24 protein-coding genes, 2 pseudogenes and 1 riboswitch are annotated in these 20958 nt (G+C 67.3%); of the genes and pseudogenes, 12 read left to right on the top strand and 14 right to left on the bottom strand.

Annotation, left to right across the window (positions count from 1 at the left end; all coding sequences use genetic code 11):
• Nucleotides 1–87: 87 nt before the first annotated feature.
• Together LJ754_RS16915 and LJ754_RS04915 are read right to left on the bottom strand one after the other, a co-directional pair.
• Nucleotides 88–552, bottom strand: coding sequence for a MarR family winged helix-turn-helix transcriptional regulator (locus tag LJ754_RS16915; protein WP_227925770.1), 465 nt, complete (start codon nucleotides 550–552; stop codon nucleotides 88–90).
• Between the two features lies 1 nt (nucleotide 553).
• Nucleotides 554–2299: an MDR family MFS transporter gene (locus tag LJ754_RS04915; protein ID WP_227925769.1), complete on the bottom strand. Its 1746-nt coding sequence runs from the start codon at nucleotides 2297–2299 to the stop codon at nucleotides 554–556.
• 578 nt (nucleotides 2300–2877) lie between these two features.
• Here LJ754_RS04915 and LJ754_RS04910 point away from each other — a divergent pair.
• The 3 genes from LJ754_RS04910 (at nucleotide 2878) to LJ754_RS04900 (ending at nucleotide 6680) form a co-directional block, all read left to right on the top strand.
• Nucleotides 2878–3687: an alpha/beta fold hydrolase gene (locus tag LJ754_RS04910; RefSeq protein ID WP_227925768.1), complete on the top strand. Its 810-nt coding sequence runs from the start codon at nucleotides 2878–2880 to the stop codon at nucleotides 3685–3687.
• A complete protein-coding gene (locus LJ754_RS04905; protein ID WP_227925767.1) occupies nucleotides 3680–5230 on the top strand; it encodes an ATP-binding protein in 1551 nt (516 codons plus the stop codon). Before LJ754_RS04910 ends, LJ754_RS04905 begins: the two co-directional genes overlap by 8 nt.
• A gap of 67 nt (nucleotides 5231–5297) precedes the next feature.
• A complete protein-coding gene (locus tag LJ754_RS04900) occupies nucleotides 5298–6680 on the top strand; it encodes a DUF2254 domain-containing protein (RefSeq protein ID WP_227925766.1) in 1383 nt (460 codons plus the stop codon).
• Between the two features lie 144 nt (nucleotides 6681–6824).
• Here the strand turns inward: LJ754_RS04900 and LJ754_RS04895 are convergent.
• Both LJ754_RS04895 and LJ754_RS04890 read right to left on the bottom strand, forming a co-directional pair.
• Nucleotides 6825–7588, bottom strand: a pseudogene (locus LJ754_RS04895) (sulfite exporter TauE/SafE family protein).
• A 43-nt stretch (nucleotides 7589–7631) separates the two neighbouring features.
• A pseudogene (locus LJ754_RS04890) lies at nucleotides 7632–7781 on the bottom strand (rhodanese-like domain-containing protein); the annotation flags it as partial.
• Between the two features lie 52 nt (nucleotides 7782–7833).
• Here LJ754_RS04890 and LJ754_RS04885 point away from each other — a divergent pair.
• Complete coding sequence (locus LJ754_RS04885) at nucleotides 7834–8022, top strand: hypothetical protein (protein ID WP_227925765.1); 189 nt, start codon at nucleotides 7834–7836, stop codon at nucleotides 8020–8022.
• 48 nt (nucleotides 8023–8070) lie between these two features.
• Nucleotides 8071–8631, top strand: coding sequence for a GNAT family N-acetyltransferase (locus LJ754_RS04880; protein WP_227925764.1), 561 nt, complete (start codon nucleotides 8071–8073; stop codon nucleotides 8629–8631).
• Here LJ754_RS04880 and thiD read toward each other — a convergent pair.
• The 5 genes from thiD to LJ754_RS04855 form a co-directional block, all read right to left on the bottom strand.
• Entirely contained in the window at nucleotides 8628–9497 is an 870-nt protein-coding gene (gene thiD, locus LJ754_RS16910; RefSeq protein ID WP_227925763.1) for a bifunctional hydroxymethylpyrimidine kinase/phosphomethylpyrimidine kinase, read from the bottom strand. The genes LJ754_RS04880 and thiD overlap by 4 nt on opposite strands.
• Entirely contained in the window at nucleotides 9485–10171 is a 687-nt protein-coding gene (gene thiE, locus LJ754_RS16905) for a thiamine phosphate synthase (RefSeq protein ID WP_227925761.1), read from the bottom strand. The genes thiD and thiE overlap by 13 nt, the downstream gene beginning before the upstream one ends.
• Nucleotides 10168–10989: a hydroxyethylthiazole kinase gene (gene thiM / locus LJ754_RS04865; protein WP_442860306.1), complete on the bottom strand. Its 822-nt coding sequence runs from the start codon at nucleotides 10987–10989 to the stop codon at nucleotides 10168–10170. Before thiM ends, thiE begins: the two co-directional genes overlap by 4 nt.
• Nucleotides 10981–11070: riboswitch (TPP riboswitch) on the bottom strand. (Overlaps the previous gene by 9 nt.)
• A 44-nt stretch (nucleotides 11071–11114) precedes the next feature.
• Nucleotides 11115–12236, bottom strand: coding sequence for a saccharopine dehydrogenase family protein (locus LJ754_RS04860; RefSeq protein ID WP_227925759.1), 1122 nt, complete (start codon nucleotides 12234–12236; stop codon nucleotides 11115–11117).
• Entirely contained in the window at nucleotides 12233–12643 is a 411-nt protein-coding gene (locus LJ754_RS04855; protein ID WP_227925758.1) for a VOC family protein, read from the bottom strand. The genes LJ754_RS04860 and LJ754_RS04855 overlap by 4 nt, the downstream gene beginning before the upstream one ends.
• Nucleotides 12644–12723: 80 nt before the next feature.
• Between LJ754_RS04855 and LJ754_RS04850 the strand changes: the two genes are divergently transcribed.
• On the top strand, nucleotides 12724–13854 hold the full coding sequence (locus LJ754_RS04850; RefSeq protein ID WP_227925757.1) for a serine hydrolase domain-containing protein: 1131 nt from the start codon (nucleotides 12724–12726) through the stop codon (nucleotides 13852–13854).
• Between the two features lie 20 nt (nucleotides 13855–13874).
• Here LJ754_RS04850 and LJ754_RS04845 read toward each other — a convergent pair whose 3' ends face one another.
• Nucleotides 13875–14516 (bottom strand): maleylpyruvate isomerase N-terminal domain-containing protein, encoded by a 642-nt coding sequence (locus LJ754_RS04845; protein ID WP_227925756.1) that lies wholly within the window; start codon nucleotides 14514–14516, stop codon nucleotides 13875–13877.
• A gap of 187 nt (nucleotides 14517–14703) precedes the next feature.
• Between LJ754_RS04845 and LJ754_RS04840 the strand changes: the two genes are divergently transcribed.
• Nucleotides 14704–15507 carry a MerR family transcriptional regulator gene (locus LJ754_RS04840; RefSeq protein ID WP_227912026.1) on the top strand — a complete coding sequence of 268 codons (804 nt, stop codon included), beginning with the start codon at nucleotides 14704–14706 and terminating at the stop codon, nucleotides 15505–15507.
• A gap of 640 nt (nucleotides 15508–16147) precedes the next feature.
• On the opposite strand, the gene LJ754_RS04835 is transcribed toward LJ754_RS04840, so the two are convergent.
• Complete coding sequence (locus tag LJ754_RS04835) at nucleotides 16148–16549, bottom strand: hypothetical protein (protein WP_227925755.1); 402 nt, start codon at nucleotides 16547–16549, stop codon at nucleotides 16148–16150.
• 1 nt (nucleotide 16550) lies between these two features.
• On the opposite strand from LJ754_RS04835, the gene LJ754_RS04830 reads away from it, so the two are divergent.
• The 3 genes from LJ754_RS04830 (at nucleotide 16551) to LJ754_RS04820 (ending at nucleotide 18188) form a co-directional block, all read left to right on the top strand.
• A complete protein-coding gene (locus LJ754_RS04830) occupies nucleotides 16551–16742 on the top strand; it encodes a hypothetical protein (RefSeq protein ID WP_227925753.1) in 192 nt (63 codons plus the stop codon).
• Between the two features lie 155 nt (nucleotides 16743–16897).
• Nucleotides 16898–17296, top strand: a complete 399-nt coding sequence (locus LJ754_RS04825) for a (R)-mandelonitrile lyase (RefSeq protein WP_227912021.1) — start codon at nucleotides 16898–16900, stop codon at nucleotides 17294–17296.
• A 46-nt stretch (nucleotides 17297–17342) separates the two neighbouring features.
• Nucleotides 17343–18188: an aldo/keto reductase gene (locus LJ754_RS04820; RefSeq protein ID WP_227925752.1), complete on the top strand. Its 846-nt coding sequence runs from the start codon at nucleotides 17343–17345 to the stop codon at nucleotides 18186–18188.
• Here LJ754_RS04820 and LJ754_RS04815 read toward each other — a convergent pair whose 3' ends face one another.
• Entirely contained in the window at nucleotides 18189–18731 is a 543-nt protein-coding gene (locus tag LJ754_RS04815) for a hypothetical protein (RefSeq protein WP_227925751.1), read from the bottom strand.
• On the bottom strand, nucleotides 18728–19009 hold the full coding sequence (locus LJ754_RS04810; protein ID WP_227925750.1) for a hypothetical protein: 282 nt from the start codon (nucleotides 19007–19009) through the stop codon (nucleotides 18728–18730). The genes LJ754_RS04815 and LJ754_RS04810 overlap by 4 nt, the downstream gene beginning before the upstream one ends.
• Nucleotides 19010–19161: 152 nt before the next feature.
• Between LJ754_RS04810 and LJ754_RS04805 the strand changes: the two genes are divergently transcribed.
• Together LJ754_RS04805 and LJ754_RS04800 are read left to right on the top strand one after the other, a co-directional pair.
• Entirely contained in the window at nucleotides 19162–19533 is a 372-nt protein-coding gene (locus LJ754_RS04805; RefSeq protein WP_227925749.1) for a hypothetical protein, read from the top strand.
• A 14-nt stretch (nucleotides 19534–19547) separates the two neighbouring features.
• Complete coding sequence (locus LJ754_RS04800; RefSeq protein ID WP_227912010.1) at nucleotides 19548–19946, top strand: hypothetical protein; 399 nt, start codon at nucleotides 19548–19550, stop codon at nucleotides 19944–19946.
• Here the strand turns inward: LJ754_RS04800 and LJ754_RS04795 are convergent.
• The gene (locus LJ754_RS04795) at nucleotides 19943–20908 is read right to left on the bottom strand and encodes an alpha/beta hydrolase (protein ID WP_227925748.1); all 966 of its coding nucleotides are present in this window, start codon (nucleotides 20906–20908) and stop codon (nucleotides 19943–19945) included. The genes LJ754_RS04800 and LJ754_RS04795 overlap by 4 nt on opposite strands.
• Nucleotides 20909–20958 lie beyond the last annotated feature (50 nt).

The raw sequence follows: 20958 nt of genomic DNA, 5'->3' as shown, positions 1-20958 counted from the left end.
CCGCCCCGGGGCGGCGCAGCCTTCGTCAACAGCTGGGGCCGCAACCCCGCGGGTGGCCGGCCACTGCTGCACTGTATTCCCTAAACCTCAGGGCCGCCCGTTGAGCTTGGTCAGCAGGTCCGCGAGCTGCTGTACCTCGGCCGGATCCCACGTTTCCAAACGGCCCCGCAGGCGGGATCGCTTCGTTGAATGCGAGGACTCGAACCGGGCCCGTCCCTCGGGGGTCAGGTCCAGGAGCTGGGCCCGCCCGTCAGAAGGATCCGCGCGCCGGCACACCAGGCCCAGGGCCTCCAGCTGTGAGACGGTCCTGCTCAACAGCGCCTTGTCCACCTGCAGGGCTTCCGCCACCGCCCCCTGCTGGCATTCCGTGCCCTGGTACAGGGTCATCATGACCGTGAACCCGAGCGGCTGCAGCGAGGGGTGGACGGCCAGGGCTGCGTCCTTGAAGGTCCGCCGCGTTGCGGTCAGCATGTGCGCAAACTGCCGCTCGACTGCCGCGATCGAGGATTCCATGGTCGCCTCAGCGGCTTCCTCGGCCGCCGGCGTCGTCACGCTAGTTCTCGCGCTTTCCGGCAGGAACATCCGGATTCTGGCCGGCAGCGGCCTGCGCATCCGCGGTGATCCGATCTGTGGTGTCTCCCGCGGTGTGCTCAGCGGTTTCGAGGGCTGCTTCGCCGTCGACGGCGGTGGTGGCACCCTTCGATTCCGCCTGCATCTTCTCGTGCCGGGTCATGCTGCCCAGTTCCAGGTTTGGCAGGAACAGCACGGCCAGCAGCGTGAGGAGGCCCAGCGGAGCGGCGATCATGAAGATGTGCGCAACGGAGGAACCGTAGACGGATTCCACGATTACCCGCACCGGCTCCGGCAGGGCGCTCACAGCTGGGATGGCCCCGGAAGTCAGGGAAGCGGCAACTTCCTTGCCCTGTTCGCCCAGCGACATGATGGCGCCCATCAATTCGCCCTGCTTTTCCGCCATCCGGTCGGTGACCTGGGTGGCAAGCACGGCGCCCAGCGCCGAAACGCCGATGGTGCCGCCGATGGTGCGGAAGAAGTTGATGCCGGAGCTGGCCACACCCAGGTCACGGGTGGGGACATCGTTCTGCACCACCAGCACCAGGTTCTGCATGACCATGCCCACGCCGGCACCCAGCAGGAACATGTAGAGGGAAACCAGCCAGAAGTTGGTGTCGTATTCGATGGTGCCCATCAGCACCAGGGCTACCGTGAGGATGACCGCACCGGAGACGACGTAGGCCTTCCACTTGCCGGTCTTGGTGATCATCTTGCCTACGAGGGTAGAGACGATCAGCAGGCCGCCCATCATCGGAATGGTCATGATGCCGGACATGGTTGCCGAAGCACCGCGGGCCAGCTGCATGTACTGGGACAGGAACACAGAGGTGCCGAACATTGCCACGCCGACGGCGAGGGAGCCGATCACCGAGAAGGTGAAGGTGCGGTTACGGAACAGGGCCAGGGGGATGACCGGCTCGGAGGACTTCAGCTCCACGAACACAAAGGCGGCCAGGCCCACCAGGGAGCCGCCCACCATCCATGCGGTGGCAGCACTGATCCAGTCGAAGTCGGTGCCCACCAGGGAGACCCAGATCAGCAGTACCGAGACCGAAGCGGCCAGCAGGATGATGCCGGCGTAGTCAATGGTGACCTTGCGCTTCTTCAGGGCGGGCAGGTGCAGGGTCTTCTGAATCATAAAGAGCGCGACGGCGGCCAGCGGCACCGCGACGTAGAAGTTCCAGCGCCAGTTGACGGAGTCGGTGATGACGCCGCCGATCAGCGGGCCGCCCACGGTGGACAAAGCCATCACCGCGCCGAACAGGCCCATGTAGCGGCCGCGCTCACGCGGGGAAATGATGTCCGCCATGATGATCTGGGTCAGCGCGCCCAGACCGCCGGCGCCGATGCCCTGGATCACGCGCATGGCGATCAGCCAGTCCGTGTTCTGCGCAAAGCCTGCCGCGGCACTGGCGACAATGAAGATGATCAGTGCCAGCTGGACCAGGACCTTGCGGTTGAGCAGGTCGGCCAGTTTGCCCCAGACCGGAGTGGACACAGCGGTGGCCAGCAGCGTGGCGGTGACCACCCAGGTGAAGGCGGCCTGGTCGCCTTCGAGGTCGGAAATGATCACCGGAAGCGAGGTGCTCACCACGGTGCTTGCCAGCATCGAGACGAACATGCCCAGCAGCAGGCCGGTCAGGGCCTGGAGGACTTCGCGGTGTTTGCGTTTTGCCGCGGCTTCAGCCTCGGCGCGGGCATCCTGCAGGGCAGGGGAGACGGACATGCACACTCCAAAAGTGGTTGACGGATGTCAAAGGTTGATTTAAGTCAACGATACGCCGCCGCCCGGTGTGCGCTGTACATATCCGGCGCCAGTGTGAGGGAACTAATACCCCTTCGTAGGCAAGTTTCCAGGGGTCGGTGGCGAGGGCCGCAGCATTGGCCCCGGCGGTGCCGCTTCCTATCAAACCGCTGATTTGGCTGTCCTTGCGTTAAACCTGCGCCTTTCTTGAGAGTTCCGTGCAAGTATCGGTGCCCCGTGGGAGGTAGAGACCCCGCGGAGAGGCGGTGCCGTTCTGTGCCCCGCGCGCGGTGGGCTCCGTCTGAGAAACGGAGCCCTCCGCGCAAAACCCTGTCCCGGCCAAAACTGCCGATTTCGTTGCCGTGCGGCAGTCTGCAAGAATTTCAGCGGGGATAAGCGTACTTACCAAGTGCGTCTCCACTGCCGGCCTCTCATCGGCAGCAGGCACAGTCTCAACGTAAGGTCTCTACTTCAATGCGTACCGCTGTCCGCAGGCTCTCCGCCGCCGCGAGCCCCTGCGCTTCGCTGCCCTTTTTCCCGCCAAACCTTTCGGCGGCAGCATGAACGCTGATGCAGTCATCCGGAGAAACAACGTCCGGGTGCTTGGACGCCCCGACGGCCCGGTGCTCGTGCTGGTACAAGGCTTCGGCTGCGACCAGGTGGTCTGGGACCCAATCCTGCCGGAATTCACCGATACCCACCGGGTGGTGCTGCTGGACCACGTCGGCACCGGCGGCGCGGATCCGGAGGCCTACGACCCGCTCCGGTACGCATCCCTGGAGGCGTACCTGGCAGACCTGATGGAGGTCCTGGAGGTCCTGGACCTGCAGGACGCGACCATTGTGGGCCACAGCATCGCGGGCATGATGGGATTGTCCGCAGCCACCCGGACCCCGCGGATCGGACGGTTGGTCCTGCTGGGCGGTACGGCCCGCTATCTGAACGACGACGGTTATGTGGGCGGTTTCGAGCCCGCAGAAGCTGAGGAGCTGCTGCGCTCCGTGGACGCGAACTACCCGCTGTGGGTGGCGGCCGTCGCGCCGGGAGTGGCCGGCAAGGAGCCCGGCCTCAGTTCATACTTTGCCGACCGGCTGTGCCGGTTGCACCCGGACTATGTCCGCGACTTCCTGCAAATGTCCCTGGCCGCGGACGTACGGCACCTGCTGCCCCGGGTACGGGTTCCGGCCTTGGTCCTGCAAACCCGGGATGATCCGCTCAGCCCTGCGTCGGCCTCCAACTATCTGTTCGAACATCTTCCCGCCGGCACCCGCACGATGCTGGCGGTCCGGGGAAACCTGCCCCATCTCAGCGCACCCCGCCTGACGGCGCAGGCCGTCCACGACTTCCTGAAGACGGAACGACATGCCTAACGACTACGAGGCCCATTTCCACGAAGCGGCTTCCGGATATCTCGTCCTCGAAACGGACGGCACGATCCTGGACGTCAACCGCAAGCTGCTGTCCTGGACCGGGCATACGCGTGAACACCTCCTGGGCGGCAGCATCCTTGACCTGCTGCCGGTGGGGGACCGGGTGCTGTTTGCCTCCCACGCCGTGCCGCAGCTGGCGGTGTCCGGCTGCTTCAACGAGATGGCCGTGGAGCTCGTGGCTGAGGACGGCAGCCGGATTCCGGTGCTGCTCTCCGGTGTCCGTGCCCCCGGAGCCGGCAATGACGGCGACGCCGGCCCGGACCGGATTTCCGTATTCAATGCCTCCGAGCGCACACGCTACGAGCGGGATCTGGTGGAGGCCCTGCGGAAGGCCGAAGCGGCCGACAATGCCCGCGCCGCGGCAGAGGCAGAAGTGCGAAAGAACCAGAAGGCCCTGGTGGAAAAAGACGCCATCCTGCAGGAAAACCTGGCCGCGAGCCGGAAGAGCCAGGCGCTGCTGGAAACGATCCTGAACGCCGCCGACGTCGGCCTGCTCGTCCTGGACGCACACGGCGAAAAAGTGCTGGCCAACACGCACCTCATGTCCACCTGGGGCCAGATCATGGGGAACACGGAGGTCTTCGATCGAGGCAGGATCCTCTTCGGTCCGGACCGGGTGACCCCCGTCCCAGCCCTCGAACGGCCCGTACGCCGTGCCGTCGCGGGCGAGTCCTTCTCCGACGAAGTCGTCTGGTTTGGTCCCGGCAGCGGCAACCAGTTGGCCCTGAACATTTCCGCCCGCCCCATCCGGACGGACGAAGAGCTCACCGGCACCGTGATCGCCTTCACCGACGTCACCCGATTGGTGCACGCCGTCACCGCGCAGGAGGAATTTGTAGCCAGCGTCTCGCATGAACTGCGCACCCCGCTGACCTCGATCCTGGGCTACCTGGATCTCGCCCTGGACGAAGAAGGGCTGCCGGAGCACGTCGGTGCGGCGTTAAAGGTTGCACTCCGCAATGCGGAACGCCTGCTCGGCCTCGTTTCGGACCTGCTGTCCGTGGCGTCCGGCAATACCAAGATGGAGCGCCGGCCGGTGAACCTCGCGGAGGTGGTGCGGGCCGGCATTGTGTCGGTTGCGCCCAAAGCCCGGTCCAACCTGGTGGAGCTGCAGCCGGACCTGCCCGAGTCCCTCACTGCTGATGTGGACCCGCACCGGCTGGCCCAGGTGGTGGATAACCTGCTGTCGAATGCGGTGAAATATTCGCCGGGCGGCGGCATTGTCAGCGTGCGGCTGTGGCAGGACGCGGGGAATGTGCTGCTGGAAGTGGCAGACACCGGGATCGGCATGAGCCAGGCCGAGCAGGAACAGGTCTTCACGAAGTTCTTCCGCAGCCGCGGGGCGGTGGCCTCGGCGGTTCCCGGCGTCGGGCTGGGCCTGGTGATCACCAAGAACATTGTGGAAGCGCACGGCGGTACCCTGACCTTCACCAGCGCGCCCGGACGGGGGACGACGTTTACGGTTTCCCTGCCCCAACCCTGAGTGGAAGCGGCGCCGGCTTCCGGGCAGACTGAAGGTACGCGAAAGTCCCACCTTTAGAGAGGCTCCGATGGCTCAGCCAGCGCATGGTTCCACCACCGCCGCACCCGGTCCGCGTGTTCCCGAGCCGCGGTTCCGGATCACCCGGGACGGACTGCGCGCGTCCATGTGGTTCTGGCCGAGCTGTGCTTCCCTGGCGGCGCTGCTGGTCACCCTGCTGCTGATGCCGGTCCGGCCGGGCGACGACGTGGCCTGGGCCCGCTGGATCTGGCCCACCGGCGTCGACGCCGCGTCCAGCCTGCTGCAGACCGTGGCCACCAGCGTGATGACCGCCGCGACCGTGACCTTTTCCCTGACCGTGGTGGCGCTGCAGCTGGCTTCACAGCAGTTCTCGCCCCGGCTGCTGCGCGAATTTGCCCGCGACGTACGCACCCAGGCGGTCCTGGGCGTGCTGCTGGGAACGTTCCTGGTCAGCATCACCGGCTTGCACGGGATGGACGCGGACCGGCCGGTGCCCGTGCTGGTGGTGGGCCTGGTCTACGTGCTGGGCATCGCCTCCGGGATTGTGCTGCTGCTCTTTATCGGGCACATTGCCCGGTCCCTGCGGGTGGACACCATGATGCGCAGCGCGCACCAGAGCTGCCTGGCCGTGCTCCGCGACACGTATCCGCTCTCCGAAACGGGCGAGGTGCAGGAATTCCCGGTGCCCGACGGCGGCACCCTGGTTCCCGTGGGCCGCAGCGGGATTGTGCAGACGGTGGACTGGAAGCCGCTGATGGCCGCCCTGGAAAAGCACGGGCTGAAAATGCGGATTATGGTCCAGCCCGGCGACCACGTGACGCTCGGCTCCCCGGTGGCCCGGGTGTGGGCCGACGACGGCGGCACCGTGCCGCTTGCAGCGGTCCGGAACGCCTTGGCCGAGTCCCTGGAAATCGGGTACGAACGCACTCCCGAGCAGGATGCGGCGCTGGGGCTGAGGCAGCTGACCGACATTGCGGTGAAGGCCATCTCGCCGAGTATCAATGACCCCATCACTGCAGCCCATGCCACCGGGTACTGCGCGGACCTGCTGGTGGACCTGCAGCGCCGCCGGCTGGGACCCGAAGCGCACCAAGACGCCCACGGGGTGCAGCGCCTGGTCACCGACGGCCGGGACTACCGCTATTTCCTGGACCTGGTCTGCGGCCCGGTGCGCCGCTTCGCCCATTCCGAACCTATTGTGCTCACCGCCGTGCTGCGGCTGCTGCGCGACTGTGCGGCCACCGCCGTGAACGAATCGCAGCGGGCGGAGCTCCGCCGGCAGAACTCGCTGGTACTTGAGACCGCGCGCAACCAGATGGTGGCTGCCGACGACGAGGAGATCCGTGACATGGGCCGCCGGGTGGAGGAGGCGCTCGCGGGGAACCTGACGGCCGCTTTCACCGACCGGGCCGGCGAGACCCGGTCGGTCTAAAAGGGCTCGCCGAGGTTCCCACGGAGTGTGGCTGCAAGGCGGTCAGCACGGCGAAAAGGCAAAACTTACCGATATTCGGCTTCAAAACGGTAAATTTTGCCTTTTCGATTCCCGGGACGGCCCCCGTGCCGGCTTGGGACGCTCCTAGCGCAGGCCCAGCAGCTCCTGGGCCAGGACGAACATCCCCATGACCAGCACAAAGATGCCGAAGCCGCGCCGAAGTGCGGCTTCCGGAATCTTTCCGGCCAGCCGGGCGCCGATGAGGGAGCCGAGGACGGCCAATACGGTAACTGCGCCTACCAGCGGCCAGTTAAGGTTCACGGTGGTGAGGTAGCCGCCCAGTCCGGCCAGCGACTGCAAGGAAATCACCACCAGCGACGTTGCGACGGCGGCTGGCATGGTCAGCCCGCCCAGCAGCGCCAGCGCGGGCACAATCAGGAAACCGCCGCCTGCACCCACTAGTCCTGCCGCCAATCCGATGACCAGCCCATCAGCAGTACCTTCGGCGCCGGTTGCTCGCCCGTCCGACTGTCGGCCGGGGCACCCCTGCGGCCGCGGATCATGGCCACGGAGGCAGCCAGCATCATGGCGGCGAACGCCACCATCAGGACGGTCTCCGGCAGGCGGCCTCCCACCTGGCCGCCGCCGAAGGCGCCGACCATGCCGGCCGCGCCGAACAGCAGCCCGGTGCGCCACATCACCCTGCCCTTGCGGGCATGCCCGAGGACACTCACCGCGGAAGTCGCGCCGACAACGAACAGCGAGGAGGCAATTGCCTCGCGGGGATTCAGCCCGGCGACGTAGGTGAGTATCGGCACGGTGAGGATGGACCCGCCACCGCCGAGCAGGCCGAGCGAAAGCCCGATCAGCACGGAGAGCAGCAGGGTTGCCGCGAAGGCGACTGTCATGGAACGGTCCTTAAAGAGGGAGGAACAAGAGCGGAAACGCCGCTTAGCGGACGGCGGGCAGCTGGGCGATGGCCGAGGAAGCCGTGGGATCGGCGGCGCTCTTGTTCCAGGGCATCTTGGACAGGGCCTGGCCCATGGCGCAGGTGTTGGTCGCAGCCGAGAAGGCCAGCCCGGCTCCGATGCCGCCGGCAAGGAACCCTGGATGATGGAACAAGTGCTTTAGCAAGTCGAAGAAGGAGTTCAAAATGTGCCGAGCAGTCAGCTGCCGCAAGTGCGGCAAGACCACCTGGGCCGGATGCGGCAACCACGTGGACCAGGTCATGAACAATGTCCCCAAGGCGGACCGCTGCACGTGCAGCACCAATGCCGCGACGTCCGTGGGCGCCCAGGCGGGCGGATCGAGCTGGCTCGGAAAGCTGTTCGGCCGCAAGTAAACGCACCAATACCGGGAATGCCGGCGCCGGGCGTGGCAAGCTATGCCCATGGAATCCAGCACCGGCATCCCGCCCTGGCCCTCGACCGACCCGCAGTACGGCAATGTGCGCCTGGTGGCTTTCCGCGATGAGGACGCCCCAATGGTGATGGAGATGGCCCGGGACGAGTACTTTCCCACCGTCGGCAGCCTGCCCGCCAACGCGGACCACGAGCAGGCGCTGGAGTGGCTGGAGCGGCAGCGGCAGCTCCACGACAAAGGATCGGGTTTCTCCTTCGCCATCACCGACGCGGAGACGGACACGGTAGTGGGACAGGTCGGCCTGTGGGGCTGGGAACTGCCGCACGGCCGCACGCAGGCGGGCTACGGAATCATCCCCGCTGCCCGCCGCCGCGGCTACGCCGGAAACGCCCTGCGCGCGGTGGCGGAGTTCGCCTGGTCCATTCCCGAAGTGCAGCGCATGGAGCTGTACATCGAGCCGTGGAACGCCGCTTCCATCCGCACCGCCGAATCCGCCGGTTTTGAGCGTGAAGGCCTGCTGCGCAGCTACATGGTGATCGCCGGGCAGCGCCGGGACCTGCTGGTTTTCTCGTCGCTCAGACAGCCTTAGGGTACGGAGTGGCTGCCGTCGCCCGGCATGTCCGCCAGGCCGCGGCCCCACACCCCGTGGAAGTGATTGACGGGTCCATGGCCGGTCCCGACGTCCAGCTCATCAGCGGTTTCCAAGGCCTCCTGCAGCCAGGTCTTGGCCGCCTGCAGCGCCACTTCCCAATTCCCGGACCGCGCATACAGCGTGGCGAGTGCGGAGGACAGCGAGCAGCCGGTGCCGTGCGTGTTCACGGTGTCCACCCGGGCCGAGCTCACCTCGGCGGTGCGTACCGCGCCGTCGCCGCCGATGCTGACCAGCGCATCCGGGGCCGCCGGGCCGGCAAGGTGACCGCCCTTCACCAGCACCGCCACCCCGTGGGCCCGCGCCAGGCGGACGCCCTGGTCCAGCGCCTCGTCCCAGCTGCCGGCGCAGGCGTCCCCCACCAGTACCGCGAGTTCGGGAAGGTTGGGGGTCACCAGATGCACCCCGCCCAGCAGCCGCCGCATGGCATCCTCGGCATCGGCGTTCAGCAGCCGGTCACCGCTTGTGGCAATCATGACCGGATCCAGCACCACGGCGGGCGGACGGACGGCAGTCAACCATTCAGAGACGGCCTCAATAGTTTCCACATTGCCCAGCATGCCGATCTTCACGGCGTCTATAACGACGTCGTCGCTGACGGCGGTGAGCTGCTCGCGGAGGAACGCCACCGGAGGCGTGTGCACCGAGCGCACGCCAACGGTGTTCTGCGCCACGAGGGCGGTGATTACGGCCATACCGTAGCCACCGGTGGCCGCAATGGATTTCAGGTCGGCCTGAGTGCCGGCTCCGCCCGTGGGATCGGTGCCGGCAATGCTCAGCACCCGGGGGACTTTCACCGGTTCCATGCCGCCACCAGTTCCTCTGCCGCCCTGCGGGGATCAACAGCAGCGCAGACAGCTGAAACCACGGCAATTCCGGAAGCGCCGGCGGCGCGCAGCGCAACGACGTCGGCGGGCTGGATTCCGCCGATCGCAACGCACGGCAGCGGCGAGGAGGCAGCGAAGGATCGGAAACCGCTTATTCCCAACGGTTCGGGGTGGTCCGGTTTGGTGCTGGTGGGCCGGATGACGCCGGCACCCAGGTAGTCCACGGTCCCGGCGGGGAGCGCGCCAACGGCAGCCAGATGCCGCTCCGTGTTGGCGGTCAGCCCGACAACGGCGTCCGGTCCCACCAGCCGCCGCACCGCGCCGGCGGGCAGGTCGCTTTGGCCGACGTGCACCCCGTGCACTTCGGCGCCCGCGGTCCGGGCAGCCAGGTAAATGTCCACCCGGTCATCAACCAGTACCAGGGCGCGGTCCCCGACCGCTGAAGCCACGGCCAACACCAGTTGGTAAAAGTCGGCAGCGGAAGCCTGCTTTTCCCGGACCTGCACCGTTCGGATGCCGCCGGCCACGGCGGCCCGCACGGTTTCGGTCACGCCCCGGGCCCCGCACAGGAGGGTGTCGGTAACGAGGTAGATGCCGGTGTTCCGAGCGCGTTCGCGGAGGCGGCCGGAGTCCGGGAAAGATGCAGTGTTCACGCGGCGGCCAGCCGTTCGGCTACGAGCTCCGCATCCAGGTGCCAGAGTGTGTCGAGGAAGATCGGAGCGAAGCTGCCCGGGCCGGACGCGGAGACTGCGGCATGCTCGGCTGCCACGGTATAGGCCGCAGTGGCGGCGGCCGCCGCCACCAGCCCGCCGCCGTCGGGCCCGGCGTCGCCGGCAACTGCAAGGAACGCCGCGGTAACCGCGCCCAGCGCGCAGCCGCCGCCGGTGACCTTAGTGAGCAGGGAGGTCCCGTTGCTCAGCCGCAAGGTGTCCGTGCCGTCAGTGATGACATCGGTGGCGCCGGAGACGGCCACGATGCAGCCGTACTTGGCTGCAAGCAGGGACGCGGCAGGCAGGGCGTCCTCGGGGTTATCGGTGGCGTCAACACCGCGGCCGCCCGAGCCGAGCCCGGCGAGGGCCATTATCTCCGAGGCATTGGCGCGGACGGCGGTGGGGCGCAGGGCCAGCAGTTCCGCGGCCAGGGCGGTGCGGACCGGAAGGCTGCCCACGGCCACCGGGTCAAGCACCCAAGGCGTTCCGGCGGCATTGGCTGCTTCGGCGGCTTCGAGCATGGCTGTGCGCTGGTCGGCATGCGGAGTGCCAAGATTAATCAGCACGGCGGAAGCAACCCGGGCAAACGGGCCCGCCTCGCCGGGGATATCCGTCATGGCCGGTGCGGCGCCGAGTGCCAGCAGCACGTTGGCAGTGAAGTTGGTGACCACGGCGTTGGTCAGGCACTGCACGAGCGGCGGTTCGGCGCGCAGGCGCGACAGGTGGTCGGAAACGGTTAACGGTGTCAGGCGAATAGTCATCCGCGACATCCCTTCGCTAGTTCTAACTAGATCAGGTTCAACGGGTTTCATCTCAGCCTTACGGCACCCCGTGTCACTGGAACCGACTCTACGAGCACGGCTGGGGAAAGGCAAAGGGGCGGTGCCTATGCCCGGCGGCCCTCCACCGGCACCAGACCCAGGCCGGCGCAGCCGCTGGCCAGATCCTCGAGGCCGAAGGCGCTGAGGGGACTGGCCACACCCGGGTCCAGGTCCTGCCGGTCCCGCAGCTGCTCCGCTCCCCAAGCGATCAGCTCACCGGTCAACGTGTAGACATTGGGCCCGGTGAGCTGCACGGCCGAGAGCAGGCTTCCGTCCCTCCCGGTCACGGCGGCCACCACCTGTGTACGGGTTTTTGCGCGCCGGGCGCTGTCCGGTCCGCCGGGTTTCCCGATCAGGGGAGCGGACAGGTTCTCCAGCAGGCGGCGGCCCCGGGCCGACTTTCCGATCGCATGGCTGGCTGCGGATGCCAGGCTGATTGCCCGGCTGAGGGAAGGGAACCAGCCGTTGTACACCGACACGCTATCCAGCTGGGGGAAGGCATCGGGTAGGAACAGGACTTCCGTTCCGGGAACCAGGAAGCCCGCTTTGTGTCCCCGGCGGGAACCGCTCACCGGGAAAACATGGACATCTGCTGCCGCCCGTTCTTCCACCAGATGCCCGTCCCTCAACCGCACTGCGGGCAGGAACAAGCCGTCGCGCATGGTGGTCCGGGTACCCTGGCTGAGCCCTGGACTCAGCGCGCCCGCGGTGAAGTATCCGACGTCGAGCCTCCGTCCGGCTTCTCCGGCCTGCTGCGCCGCCAGGGCGCCGGCCAGGATGCCCGGTACGTAGTCATATCCGAACGCAGGCAACAGCACGGCGCCGGCTTCCTCTGCCTGCCGTCCGAACCGCTCCTGCAGGGTGCGGACAAACCCCACCTCGCCGGTGGTGTCGATGTAGCGCGCACCGGCCTGCACGGCAGCTTCCGCCACCCCCAGGCCGAACCGTTCAAAGGGCCCCACGGTGGTGATCAGCACGTCGCCGGGATTCAGCAGCCGCCGGATACTGCCGGTATCGCCGGCATCTGCGGCAGTGAACTCCAACCCGCCGTGGTCCCGCGCCAGGGAAGACAGTGCGGCGGTATTGCGTCCGGCGAGGACGGGACGCACGCCGCGCCGGATCAGCGCGTCCAACACCAGGGTGCCGGTATATCCGCTGGCACCGAGAAGGACGAGGCGGCCGCTCACTTCCGGTCCTGTGCCTTCGGTTCGTAGCCGATCAGCCAGTGCAGTCCGTATCGGTCAATGACCTGACCGTCCGAAGCGCCCCACGGCTTGGGGCCAAGCGGGTCCACGATCCGGCCGTCGGCCGCAAGCCGGCTAAACCAGCTATGCAGGAGTTCCGGTTCGCCGGTCCCGAGCAGGGAGAGCATGACCCCCTCCATCCGGACGTTCTGTTCCGGCCCGTCGGTATCTGCTCCGGCCAGGGCGACAGGGCCATCCAGGACTCCGTGCGCAACCGCGTCCGGCGCGCCGCCGCTGCCGAAGTCCCGGTTCGTATGCAGCGATAGCTCACCGCCGAACACTCCGGCATAAACGGTGAGGGCTTTGCGCGCAGTGCCCGGAAACAGGACGTAAACCATGGGTGCCGTCATGCCGCACAGCATACGCTGCCGATACCGCTGCGGGGACCGTGGCCGTTGACTCCCCGGCATGGCCAGCGGACAGTGGACCCATGCCAGGCATCGGTGCACCGCTGTGGGACAAACTGTCCGAGACCGTTGAATCCGGCTGGTGCCCGGGGCTGGTGGCGGGTATCCGGCTTAACGGGCAGACAGAGATCTTCGCGACCGGTTCGCTGGGTGTTGGGCGGTCCGCGCCAATGGGCGAGGACACCCCGTTCCGCATTTCCTCATTGAGCAAGCTGCTGGGCGGCGCCCTGGCCCTGAGCCTGCTCGCAGACGGCACCCTGGAACTGGATGAGGACGTGTCCCGCATGTTCTCCGTGCTGGGGCACCTGCGCGTGCTCGCCACACCCGATGCGCCACTGTCCGTCTCGGTCCCCGCCCGCGGGCCGATCACCCTGCGTCACCTGCTGACCTTCACCGCAGGATTCGGCATCGACTTCGCGCCCACACCCTACGCCGCCGCCACCCGCGACCTGCTGTGGGGTCCGAACCCGCCGGACCTGACTCACGAGGAGTATCTGGCCCGCCTCGCTGCTCTGCCGCTGGCGCATCAGCCGGGGGATCTGTGGATGTATCACTCATGCGCGGACCTCCTCTCGGTCGTGATGGCCAAGGCCGCCGACAGCTCAGTTGGTCAGTTGCTGCAGGAGCGGGTCAATGGACCCTTCGGGCTCACCGGCACCGGGTTTCCTACCGGAAAGGACACGTTCCCTACCGTGTACGAGGCAGTGGACGGTCAATTGAAGGAAGCGGTCTCCTACCGGGACGCCATGGCAGCGCCCCCGATATTCGAATCACTGGCCGGTGGCCTGGTGTCCACCGTGCCCGACTATTTGCGGTTCCTGGCACAGCTGGCCGACGACGCCGTGCTGCCCGCGTCCCTGCGGCAGCAGATGACCGATGACCAGCTCACCTCCCCGCAGCGGACCGGCATGATCGAGATGTCCGGGCCGGATGAATCCTGGGGGTTCATGACCGCGGTGCAGACCGGGCCGGGCGCCCCGTGGTCCGAACCCGGGATGTGGGGTTGGGCCGGCGGTTCCGGCACCAGCGCCGCGGTGTATCCCAACGGCGACGCGGGTGTGGTTTTCACCCAGCGGTTTATGAGCGGACCGCAGGACAGCTTCGACTACTTCTGGGAACCGTTCGGTGCGCTGCGGGCGAGCGTCTGCCGGTAAGGACTATCACCAGGGCGCCGTCACCACGGAGCGAGAGCCGGGGCGGCAGCCAAGGGCCCGCGGCCCGCAAGCCAGGCCATGAACATCCGCCGGTCCGACGCCGAGCCAAGCCGCTCCGGAACCGTGGCCAGCAGCACCGGCAGGTCCCATTCCACGTATTCTTCGGGCCAGTCAGCCGGTCCGTATCCCAGTCCGAGGTCGGCATGGTGCATCTCCACTTCGCGCAGCCGGTGCGCCGGACAGGCCGCCACCCCGTAGTGCTCGCCGCCCAGGAAGTGTCCGTTGGGGAAACCTGCCTCGGCATATCGGGCCAGGACGGTCTCGAGCATTGTTTGGCTGGACGCCAGATCGCTGATGATTTCCTGTGCGGACCTGCCCGCCCCGGCCTCGATGTCACCTTCCCGCTGCGCTGTGCCGCCCGGGTACTTGGGGACATCCCGGCCGTCGAGGGCGCCGTCGATCCGCCGGCCAAGGCCGTCGGCGTTGCGTGCCAAATGGGTGAGGACGTGTCCAACGGTCCAGCCCGGCAACCTGCTGGGCCCGCGGACCTCGGCGTCGGTCAGGCCCGCCACCGAAGCCATCAGCCGCTGCTGCGCCTCGGCGCACAGCTGGGCTGCGCGTTCGGGATTCGCGTCAAGGGTGAGATTCCCGTCAAGAGTCATGGGGCCACCAGTTTTCCTCCCTCACCGCCCGCGTTGGCAGTGACGGACGCCAGCCTAGCGCGGGCGGCCGGGCGCGTGTCCCGTTGCACCACCTCGGGATCCGGGCGGAGCAGGGATAACCCCCCGTGTGAAGCTTGCGCGACGCGATACTTGACCCTGACACAGTGGCAGGCAGGAGAACTGAAGCATGTTATCCATCGGAGCGTTCGCACAGATCGGGCAGGTGACCCACCGCATGCTGCGGCACTGGGACACCGCCGGGCTGCTCGTTCCCGCCCACGTGGATGAGTTCAGCGGTTACCGTTCCTACGATCCCGCACAGCTGGAGCGGCTGCACCGGATTGTCGCCCTCCGTCAGCTCGGTTTCGGCCTGGAGGACATTGCCTCCATCCTCGAAGCCGGTGTGGACGCAGGCCGGATTGCGGACATGCTCCGTGTCCGGCGCGCCGAGGTGGAACGCGAGCAACGGACGGCAACCGCACGGCTCATCGACGTCGAGCGCAGGCTCCACCTCATTGAAAAGGAAAATGCCATGTCCCAGATCGAAATCATCTCCAAGTCCCTGCCCGCCGTCCGCCTGGCCGCCCGCACCGCCGTTGTTGCCGAACAGCCGGAGGTGGCCGGCGTTGTTGGGCCGCTTTTTGATGCAGTGGGGGCGGCGCTGTCCGCGGCGGGTGCTTCCCTGGATACACCGATCGCCCAGTACGAGATGGGCGAAGAGGGTATGCGCATCCTGGCCGGCTATGTCGTCGGCCCGGCCACTCCCGAGGGCGTGGAAGTGGTGGACCTGCCCTCGGTGCCCGCGGCCATCTGCGGTGTGCACTTGGGCGCCATGGACCGGATTGGGGAAAGCTGGCAGGCCGTCCATGCCGAGATCGTTGCCCGAGGGTTTGCACCCTCCGGACCGTGCCGTGAGGTGTACGTCCGTGCGGTATCCGATGACCAGGCGGACTGGGTGACGGAGCTGCAGCAGCCGGTGGAACGGGTCTAATCTCCCGCGGGCCGGCGTGCCGGCCTGCGGACCTCCCCGAGGGGGAAGGCACTGATAAACACCCCGGGTTTCCGGCAAAAACAGTGCTGTGCGTAGACAGAAATCGTGCATTTCAAATACGCGTAAAAAAGTTAGAACTGCTCGAAGCAGTATGGGCAAATACTCTATTGCGCTACTTGGCTCCCGCGTAGTCTCAATCCCGCTACCAGCAATTCACCCGGTTTCTGTCACCACTGCCGGGCCGGCGGATTAGCGAACGGGCCGAACTCCGACATCGGTGCTGGGCCCATTCCCCGCCAGGCCTGCATCCGGCCATGTCTACCGCCTGGTGGGCATGGCTCACGAAGCGCACCCTCGTCGGTAGGAGCATCCCCGCCATGAAACGAACCCGCCAAATCCCTGTCTTCAGTTTTCTAGCTGTTTTTGTGCTCGCTCTACTTGGCTTGGCCGGACCCGCACAGGCCGTGACTCTTCCGGCACAAACGTCCCCCGCCCTGGGGGCCGGCAAAGTCAGCATTTGCCACCACCCGCAGGGCCAGCCGGAGGATGTCTACAACTATCAAAACGTGAGTACGTCCAGCGTGTTCGGCGGCAACGGGCATGACAGCCATCAGGGGGACGTAGTGCCGCCGTTTGAGGGCTACAACGGAAGCGCGAAGTGGCGTGAGGACCCGGCCCGGGCCGCGCAATTCCTGGCCAACGGCTGCTCTGACACGCCACCTACCACCTCACCCGCTCCCACCCCCTGCCCCACAACGGATACGCCGACGCCGAGTCCGACCACGGGCACGCCGACGCCGGGTCCGACCACGGGCACGCCGACGCCGGGTCCGACCACGGGCACGCCGACGCCGGGTCCGACCACGGGCACAGCGACGCCGGGCCCGACCACCGGCACAGCGACGCCGGGCCCGACCACGGGCACAGCCACCCAGGGTGGCGGGGGTGCAGCATCTGGCGGCGGAGGCGCAGCCAACTGCACCTGTCCGGACGCTGCAGCGGCAATTTCAGCTGCTGAAGCTGCAGGGCTTCCGGTTGCCACGGTGGGACCTGATGGTGCGCTGGTTGACCCGGTAAGCGGCAACACGGTGCGACCCTGCCGCAGTGCGCTGGCCTATACCGGCACCGACGCCAGCGGCTCCCCCTCCCAGATGGCGGTCCTGGGTCTGGGCGCTCTGGCGGCCGGCGTTGTGGTCATTGCGCTCACCCTCTTGCCACGCGGGCGGCACGGCTAAGCGCCGGAGCATCTCCGGGAGAACGCGGCAGCCGGGGCCACAGCGCGCCTCCCCCCTCCCGCATCAGCCCGCACGCTTGTAGTGTCGGAGGGGTCCACGGAGTCCCGTGCCGGTTCAAACGGCACGCCGGCTGCCGCATCCCCAAGGGAGATCCCATGGAAGTGGAACCGCGCCACCCGAGCGTCAAAGGTCCGGCCAACATGTTCACCGGCGACGTCTGGTTTGAGGTCATCGCAGCACCGAAGCCGGCCCCCTCGCGGATGCGGGTGAACGCCGTGCATTTTGCCCCCGGTGCCCGCACTGCCTGGCACGCCCACGCCGTCGGGCAGACCCTGCACGTCACCGAGGGGTACGGGCTGGTCCAGTCCCTGGGCGGACTCATTGTCCAGGTGCGGCCCGGCGACACCATCTACACGCCGCCGGGGGAGTGGCACTGGCACGGTGCCGCCCGGAACAGCCTGATGACTCATCTGGCCATGTGGGAGGCGCCGCCGGTGGGCCAGGAATCCGAATGGGGAGAGCTGGTCACCGACGCGGAATACGGCGCCCTGTAACCACGGGCAGTATCCGCTGCAGCCCCGCCACGAAAGGAAAACCCCGATGGATACCTTCACCCTGAATAACGGCGTGGAAATGCCGGTCCTTGGTTTCGGCGTTTACCAGGTCCCGCCGGAGGACACCGAGCAGGTGGTGGCCAACGGGCTGGAAGCGGGTTACCGCTCCCTGGACACGGCGGCCGCCTACCAGAATGAGGACGCCGTGGGGCGGGCCGTCCGCAGCAGCGGCATCCCGCGGGACCAGCTGTTTATTACCACCAAGCTCTGGATCCAGGACAACGGAGAGACGGGCACTGGCCCGGCGTTCCAGAATTCGCTGCAGAACCTGGGCATGGACTACGTGGACCTGTACCTGATCCACCAGCCCTTCGGCGACGTGTACGGGGAGTGGCGGGTGATGGAACAGATCTACAACGACGGCGGCGCCCGGGCCATCGGGGTCTCCAACTTCACCTCGGACCGGCTGCTGGACCTGATCATCCACAACGAGATCACCCCGGCCGTGAACCAGATCGAAACGAACCCGTTCTATCAGCGGGCGGTCGAAAACGAGATGATGACCGAGCACGGTGTCCGGCAGGAGTCCTGGGCCCCGTTCGCGGAGGGAAAGAACAACCTGTTCTCGCATCCGACACTTAGTGCCGTTGCGGAAGCCCACGGCAAGTCCATTGCCCAGGTGGTGCTGCGCTGGCTGATCCAGCGCGGCATCGTGGTGATTCCCAAGACCGTGAACCCGGACCGGATGGCAGCGAACCTGGACTCGTTCGGTTTCGAGCTCAGTCCGCAGGAAATGGCAGCCATCGCCGATCTGGATACCGGGAAGTCCATGTTCTTCGACCACACCGACCCGGAGGCCGTGGCCCGGCTCAGCGGCGTGAAGATGGAGTGATTACTCGCGTACGGGCGATATATGCAGGTCCCGCACCAGATACAGCCAGGGAAAGGCCCGGCAGCCCAGCTGCCAGCCGTCCGTTTCGTAGTAGTGGACCGGACGGGTCCAGAGGACACGGCGGTGCTCCCACTGGGTGTCGGTCTGCAGCATCCGGTGCCGCAGCAGCTCGGCCCCCACGGTCCGCCAGCCCCGCCGCCCCGCGAGCTCCAGTTCGCGCAATTCGTCGAAGGCGGTGACGGGACCAAGCCAGCGCTCGCGGGCATCGGGCTCCGCGGCGTCCGGGTGTCCGCCGAACCGCTGCTGGACCGCCTGCCGCGTCATGCCAAGCTCCCGGCCCAGGGCAGCCCAGCTGACGCCTGCACCGCGGGCCGCCATGACGGCCCGCCGCTGCAACTCCTGGCTGGCCCGCTCCGCTGCGGCGGCCCGTGCTACCAGGGCTAGATGCTCCTCCTCACTGAGGGCACCGGCTTCGCCGCGGTCCCCGAGGATCAGGCTGCCGATCTGTTCCTGCAGATCGGTGACCGGTTTGCTGCCGCTCACGGCTGCCCGCCGCCCTTGGGACCCGGCAGCGGCCCGGCGGAACCGCCGGTGTCCCGGCTGGGCAGCCAGTATTCGGTGCCGCTGGCGTCCGTGCTTCCCTTCCACACGAAGGCCGCGGCGACGTAAATCCCGGCCGCAAGCAACGTAATCCCGGCGCCCAGGCAGAAGCCCTCCCACAAGCTGGCCATGTCCAGCAGCAGCCAGGCAGCCAGGAGCGCGGCGCCCACAAGGATGAGGGCGACGGCGTAAACAATGTTGAAGGTTCGGGATGCTCTCATGTGTCAATTAGAACTTGACATCACGCAGGCGTCAACGGTTTCTTGACATCGTTTCTTGGCATCGACTGATCCTGGACGAGTCCGGGACAGGCGCCGCCTGCCGGGTTAGGGTAGGGGCGTCGAGGCGATACGCCGGGACGGAAAGGGTCAGCATGGAACGATCGGTGTTATCGCTGTGGTCCTCGGGGTCGGTGCTGTCCGTCGGTTCCAAGAACTCCGTGCTGTCCATTGGCAGTGTGGGATCCGTCTGCTCTATTGGGTCGATCGGTTCCTTCGGGTCCCTGCTGGCGATCGGCTCCGCCCTGTCCGCCGCCGCAGTGATGTCCTGGCTGTCCGTTGGGTCCGTGATGTCCTCCAGGTCCAGGGCGGGGATCATGGCCTCCGGTGCTGGAACCCCTCCGCGTATCCAGCCGGGCCCCCGTACTCCGGCGCAGTCCCGCTCTCAGGCACGGTCTCGCTCTCAGGGACAGTCCCGCCGTCGTACGCGCTCGCGCCGCCGCCGTTCCGCCGCCCCGAACCGCTGATCGAAAGGAACCACGTGCCGCAGCAGGACATGTCCCGGCAGGACACCCCGGCCCACCCATATGCTCCGCAGCAGGGAGCCCCCGCAAGCGCGCCGGACGAACAAACGCCCGGGACCGAACCGGTCCGGCTGGGCTGGTCCGGCGGGATTGCGCTGACACTGGGATTGGCCGGTTTCTTGCTCACCATGCCGATTGCGTACGGCTTGTTCCGGCTGTCCCTGGAGGTGGACGGCTGGACTTTCGGCACCGTGTGGATGGGGCCGGGATGGCTGGCCGGGCTGCTGATCAGCGGTGTGGTCCTGCTCCTCTCCTGGCGCGGCGGCAATCCCAAGGCCGGTGCCTGGTTGTTCCTGGGCATGTTCCTGCTCTGGGTCCTGATGTGGCCGCTGATGGCACTGGCCGGCACGCCCTAGCCCGCCTGCTGTGCAGGAGCCAGTGCCCGGCGCAGCTCACTGCATAGTTCTGCCAGCGCCTGCGGTGCGCTGCGGAACAGGCGCGGAAACGCGAGGTAGCCGTGCGGCATGCCCACGTAGGTGCTGACGCGCACCGGTACACCTGCAGCCCGCAGTGCCGCCCCATAGCGCAGGCCGTCGTCGCGCAGCGGGTCGTGCTCGGCAACCTGGATCAATGCCGGCGGCAGACCGGTGTGGTCGGGAGCGAGCAGGGGAGAGGCATAGGGGTGCTTCCGGTCCTCCTTGTCCGGCACGTAGAGGTTGCCGTAGCGGTGCATGTCGGACTTCGTGAGGATGGGGGCTTGCGCGTTCTCCTCAATGGAGGCACTGCCCATGGTCAGGTCCGTGGCGGGATACACCAGGCCCTGGAAGATGATTCCGGGCCCGGACCGGTCCCGGGACATCAGCGTCAGGACCGCAGCCAGGTTGCCGCCGGCACTGTCGCCCACCACGGCGAGGCGGCCGGCGTCGGCGTTCCATTCCGCGGCCCGCCCCGCGACATCACAGAGCGCGGCGTAACAGTCCTCCGCCGCGGCCGGCCACGGGTGTGTCGGGGCCAGCCGGTAGGCCAGGGAGACGACGACGGCGCGCGCGTCCCGGGCAATGGTGCTGGCGATGCCGTCATAGACATCCAACGTCCCGGTGGTCCAGCCGCCCCCGTGAATCAGGACTACCAGCGGCAGTGCTTCCGCGGAGTCCGCCGGCCGGTAGACGCGGACGGGGATGCGGCCCTCGTCGCCGGCGGCAGCGTCTTTCCGGACGTCGACTCCGGGTGCAAGGCCGCCCAGCAACCAGTCGGTCACGGGGTTGTGCCGGATGCTCCGCTGCTGGTTCGCCAGGATCTGCTTCTCGCTCAGGCGTGAAACCGAGACCGCCCCCAGCACCTTGCCCACCAACCGGACCCGTAAATCAAGCTTCACCATGCCCGCGCCTTTCGTTGCACCCGTCCTGCCGTGACAGGGCTGAATATAGC

Source organism: Arthrobacter sp. zg-Y40, from assembly GCF_020731535.1.
Lineage (GTDB): Bacteria > Actinomycetota > Actinomycetes > Actinomycetales > Micrococcaceae > Arthrobacter_B.
This window is presented reverse-complemented; position numbering and strand designations above follow the sequence as displayed.

Excerpts from the sequence above, each read along its gene's own strand:
- LJ754_RS04915 (WP_227925769.1), bottom strand. The coding sequence starts at position 2,299 with ATGTCCGTCTCCCCTGCCCTGCAGGATGCCCGCGCCGAGGCTGAAGCC.
- LJ754_RS04910 (WP_227925768.1), top strand. The coding sequence starts at position 2,878 with ATGAACGCTGATGCAGTCATCCGGAGAAACAACGTCCGGGTGCTTGGA.
- LJ754_RS04905 (WP_227925767.1), top strand. The coding sequence starts at position 3,680 with ATGCCTAACGACTACGAGGCCCATTTCCACGAAGCGGCTTCCGGATAT.
- LJ754_RS04900 (WP_227925766.1), top strand. The coding sequence starts at position 5,298 with ATGGCTCAGCCAGCGCATGGTTCCACCACCGCCGCACCCGGTCCGCGT.
- LJ754_RS04885 (WP_227925765.1), top strand. The coding sequence starts at position 7,834 with ATGTGCCGAGCAGTCAGCTGCCGCAAGTGCGGCAAGACCACCTGGGCC.
- LJ754_RS04880 (WP_227925764.1), top strand. The coding sequence starts at position 8,071 with ATGGAATCCAGCACCGGCATCCCGCCCTGGCCCTCGACCGACCCGCAG.
- thiD (WP_227925763.1), bottom strand. The coding sequence starts at position 9,497 with ATGGAACCGGTGAAAGTCCCCCGGGTGCTGAGCATTGCCGGCACCGAT.
- thiM (WP_442860306.1), bottom strand. The coding sequence starts at position 10,989 with ATGACTATTCGCCTGACACCGTTAACCGTTTCCGACCACCTGTCGCGC.
- LJ754_RS04855 (WP_227925758.1), bottom strand. The coding sequence starts at position 12,643 with ATGACGGCACCCATGGTTTACGTCCTGTTTCCGGGCACTGCGCGCAAA.
- LJ754_RS04850 (WP_227925757.1), top strand. The coding sequence starts at position 12,724 with ATGCCAGGCATCGGTGCACCGCTGTGGGACAAACTGTCCGAGACCGTT.
- LJ754_RS04845 (WP_227925756.1), bottom strand. The coding sequence starts at position 14,516 with ATGACTCTTGACGGGAATCTCACCCTTGACGCGAATCCCGAACGCGCA.
- LJ754_RS04840 (WP_227912026.1), top strand. The coding sequence starts at position 14,704 with ATGTTATCCATCGGAGCGTTCGCACAGATCGGGCAGGTGACCCACCGC.
- LJ754_RS04825 (WP_227912021.1), top strand. The coding sequence starts at position 16,898 with ATGGAAGTGGAACCGCGCCACCCGAGCGTCAAAGGTCCGGCCAACATG.
- LJ754_RS04820 (WP_227925752.1), top strand. The coding sequence starts at position 17,343 with ATGGATACCTTCACCCTGAATAACGGCGTGGAAATGCCGGTCCTTGGT.
- LJ754_RS04810 (WP_227925750.1), bottom strand. The coding sequence starts at position 19,009 with ATGAGAGCATCCCGAACCTTCAACATTGTTTACGCCGTCGCCCTCATC.
- LJ754_RS04805 (WP_227925749.1), top strand. The coding sequence starts at position 19,162 with ATGGAACGATCGGTGTTATCGCTGTGGTCCTCGGGGTCGGTGCTGTCC.
- LJ754_RS04795 (WP_227925748.1), bottom strand. The coding sequence starts at position 20,908 with ATGGTGAAGCTTGATTTACGGGTCCGGTTGGTGGGCAAGGTGCTGGGG.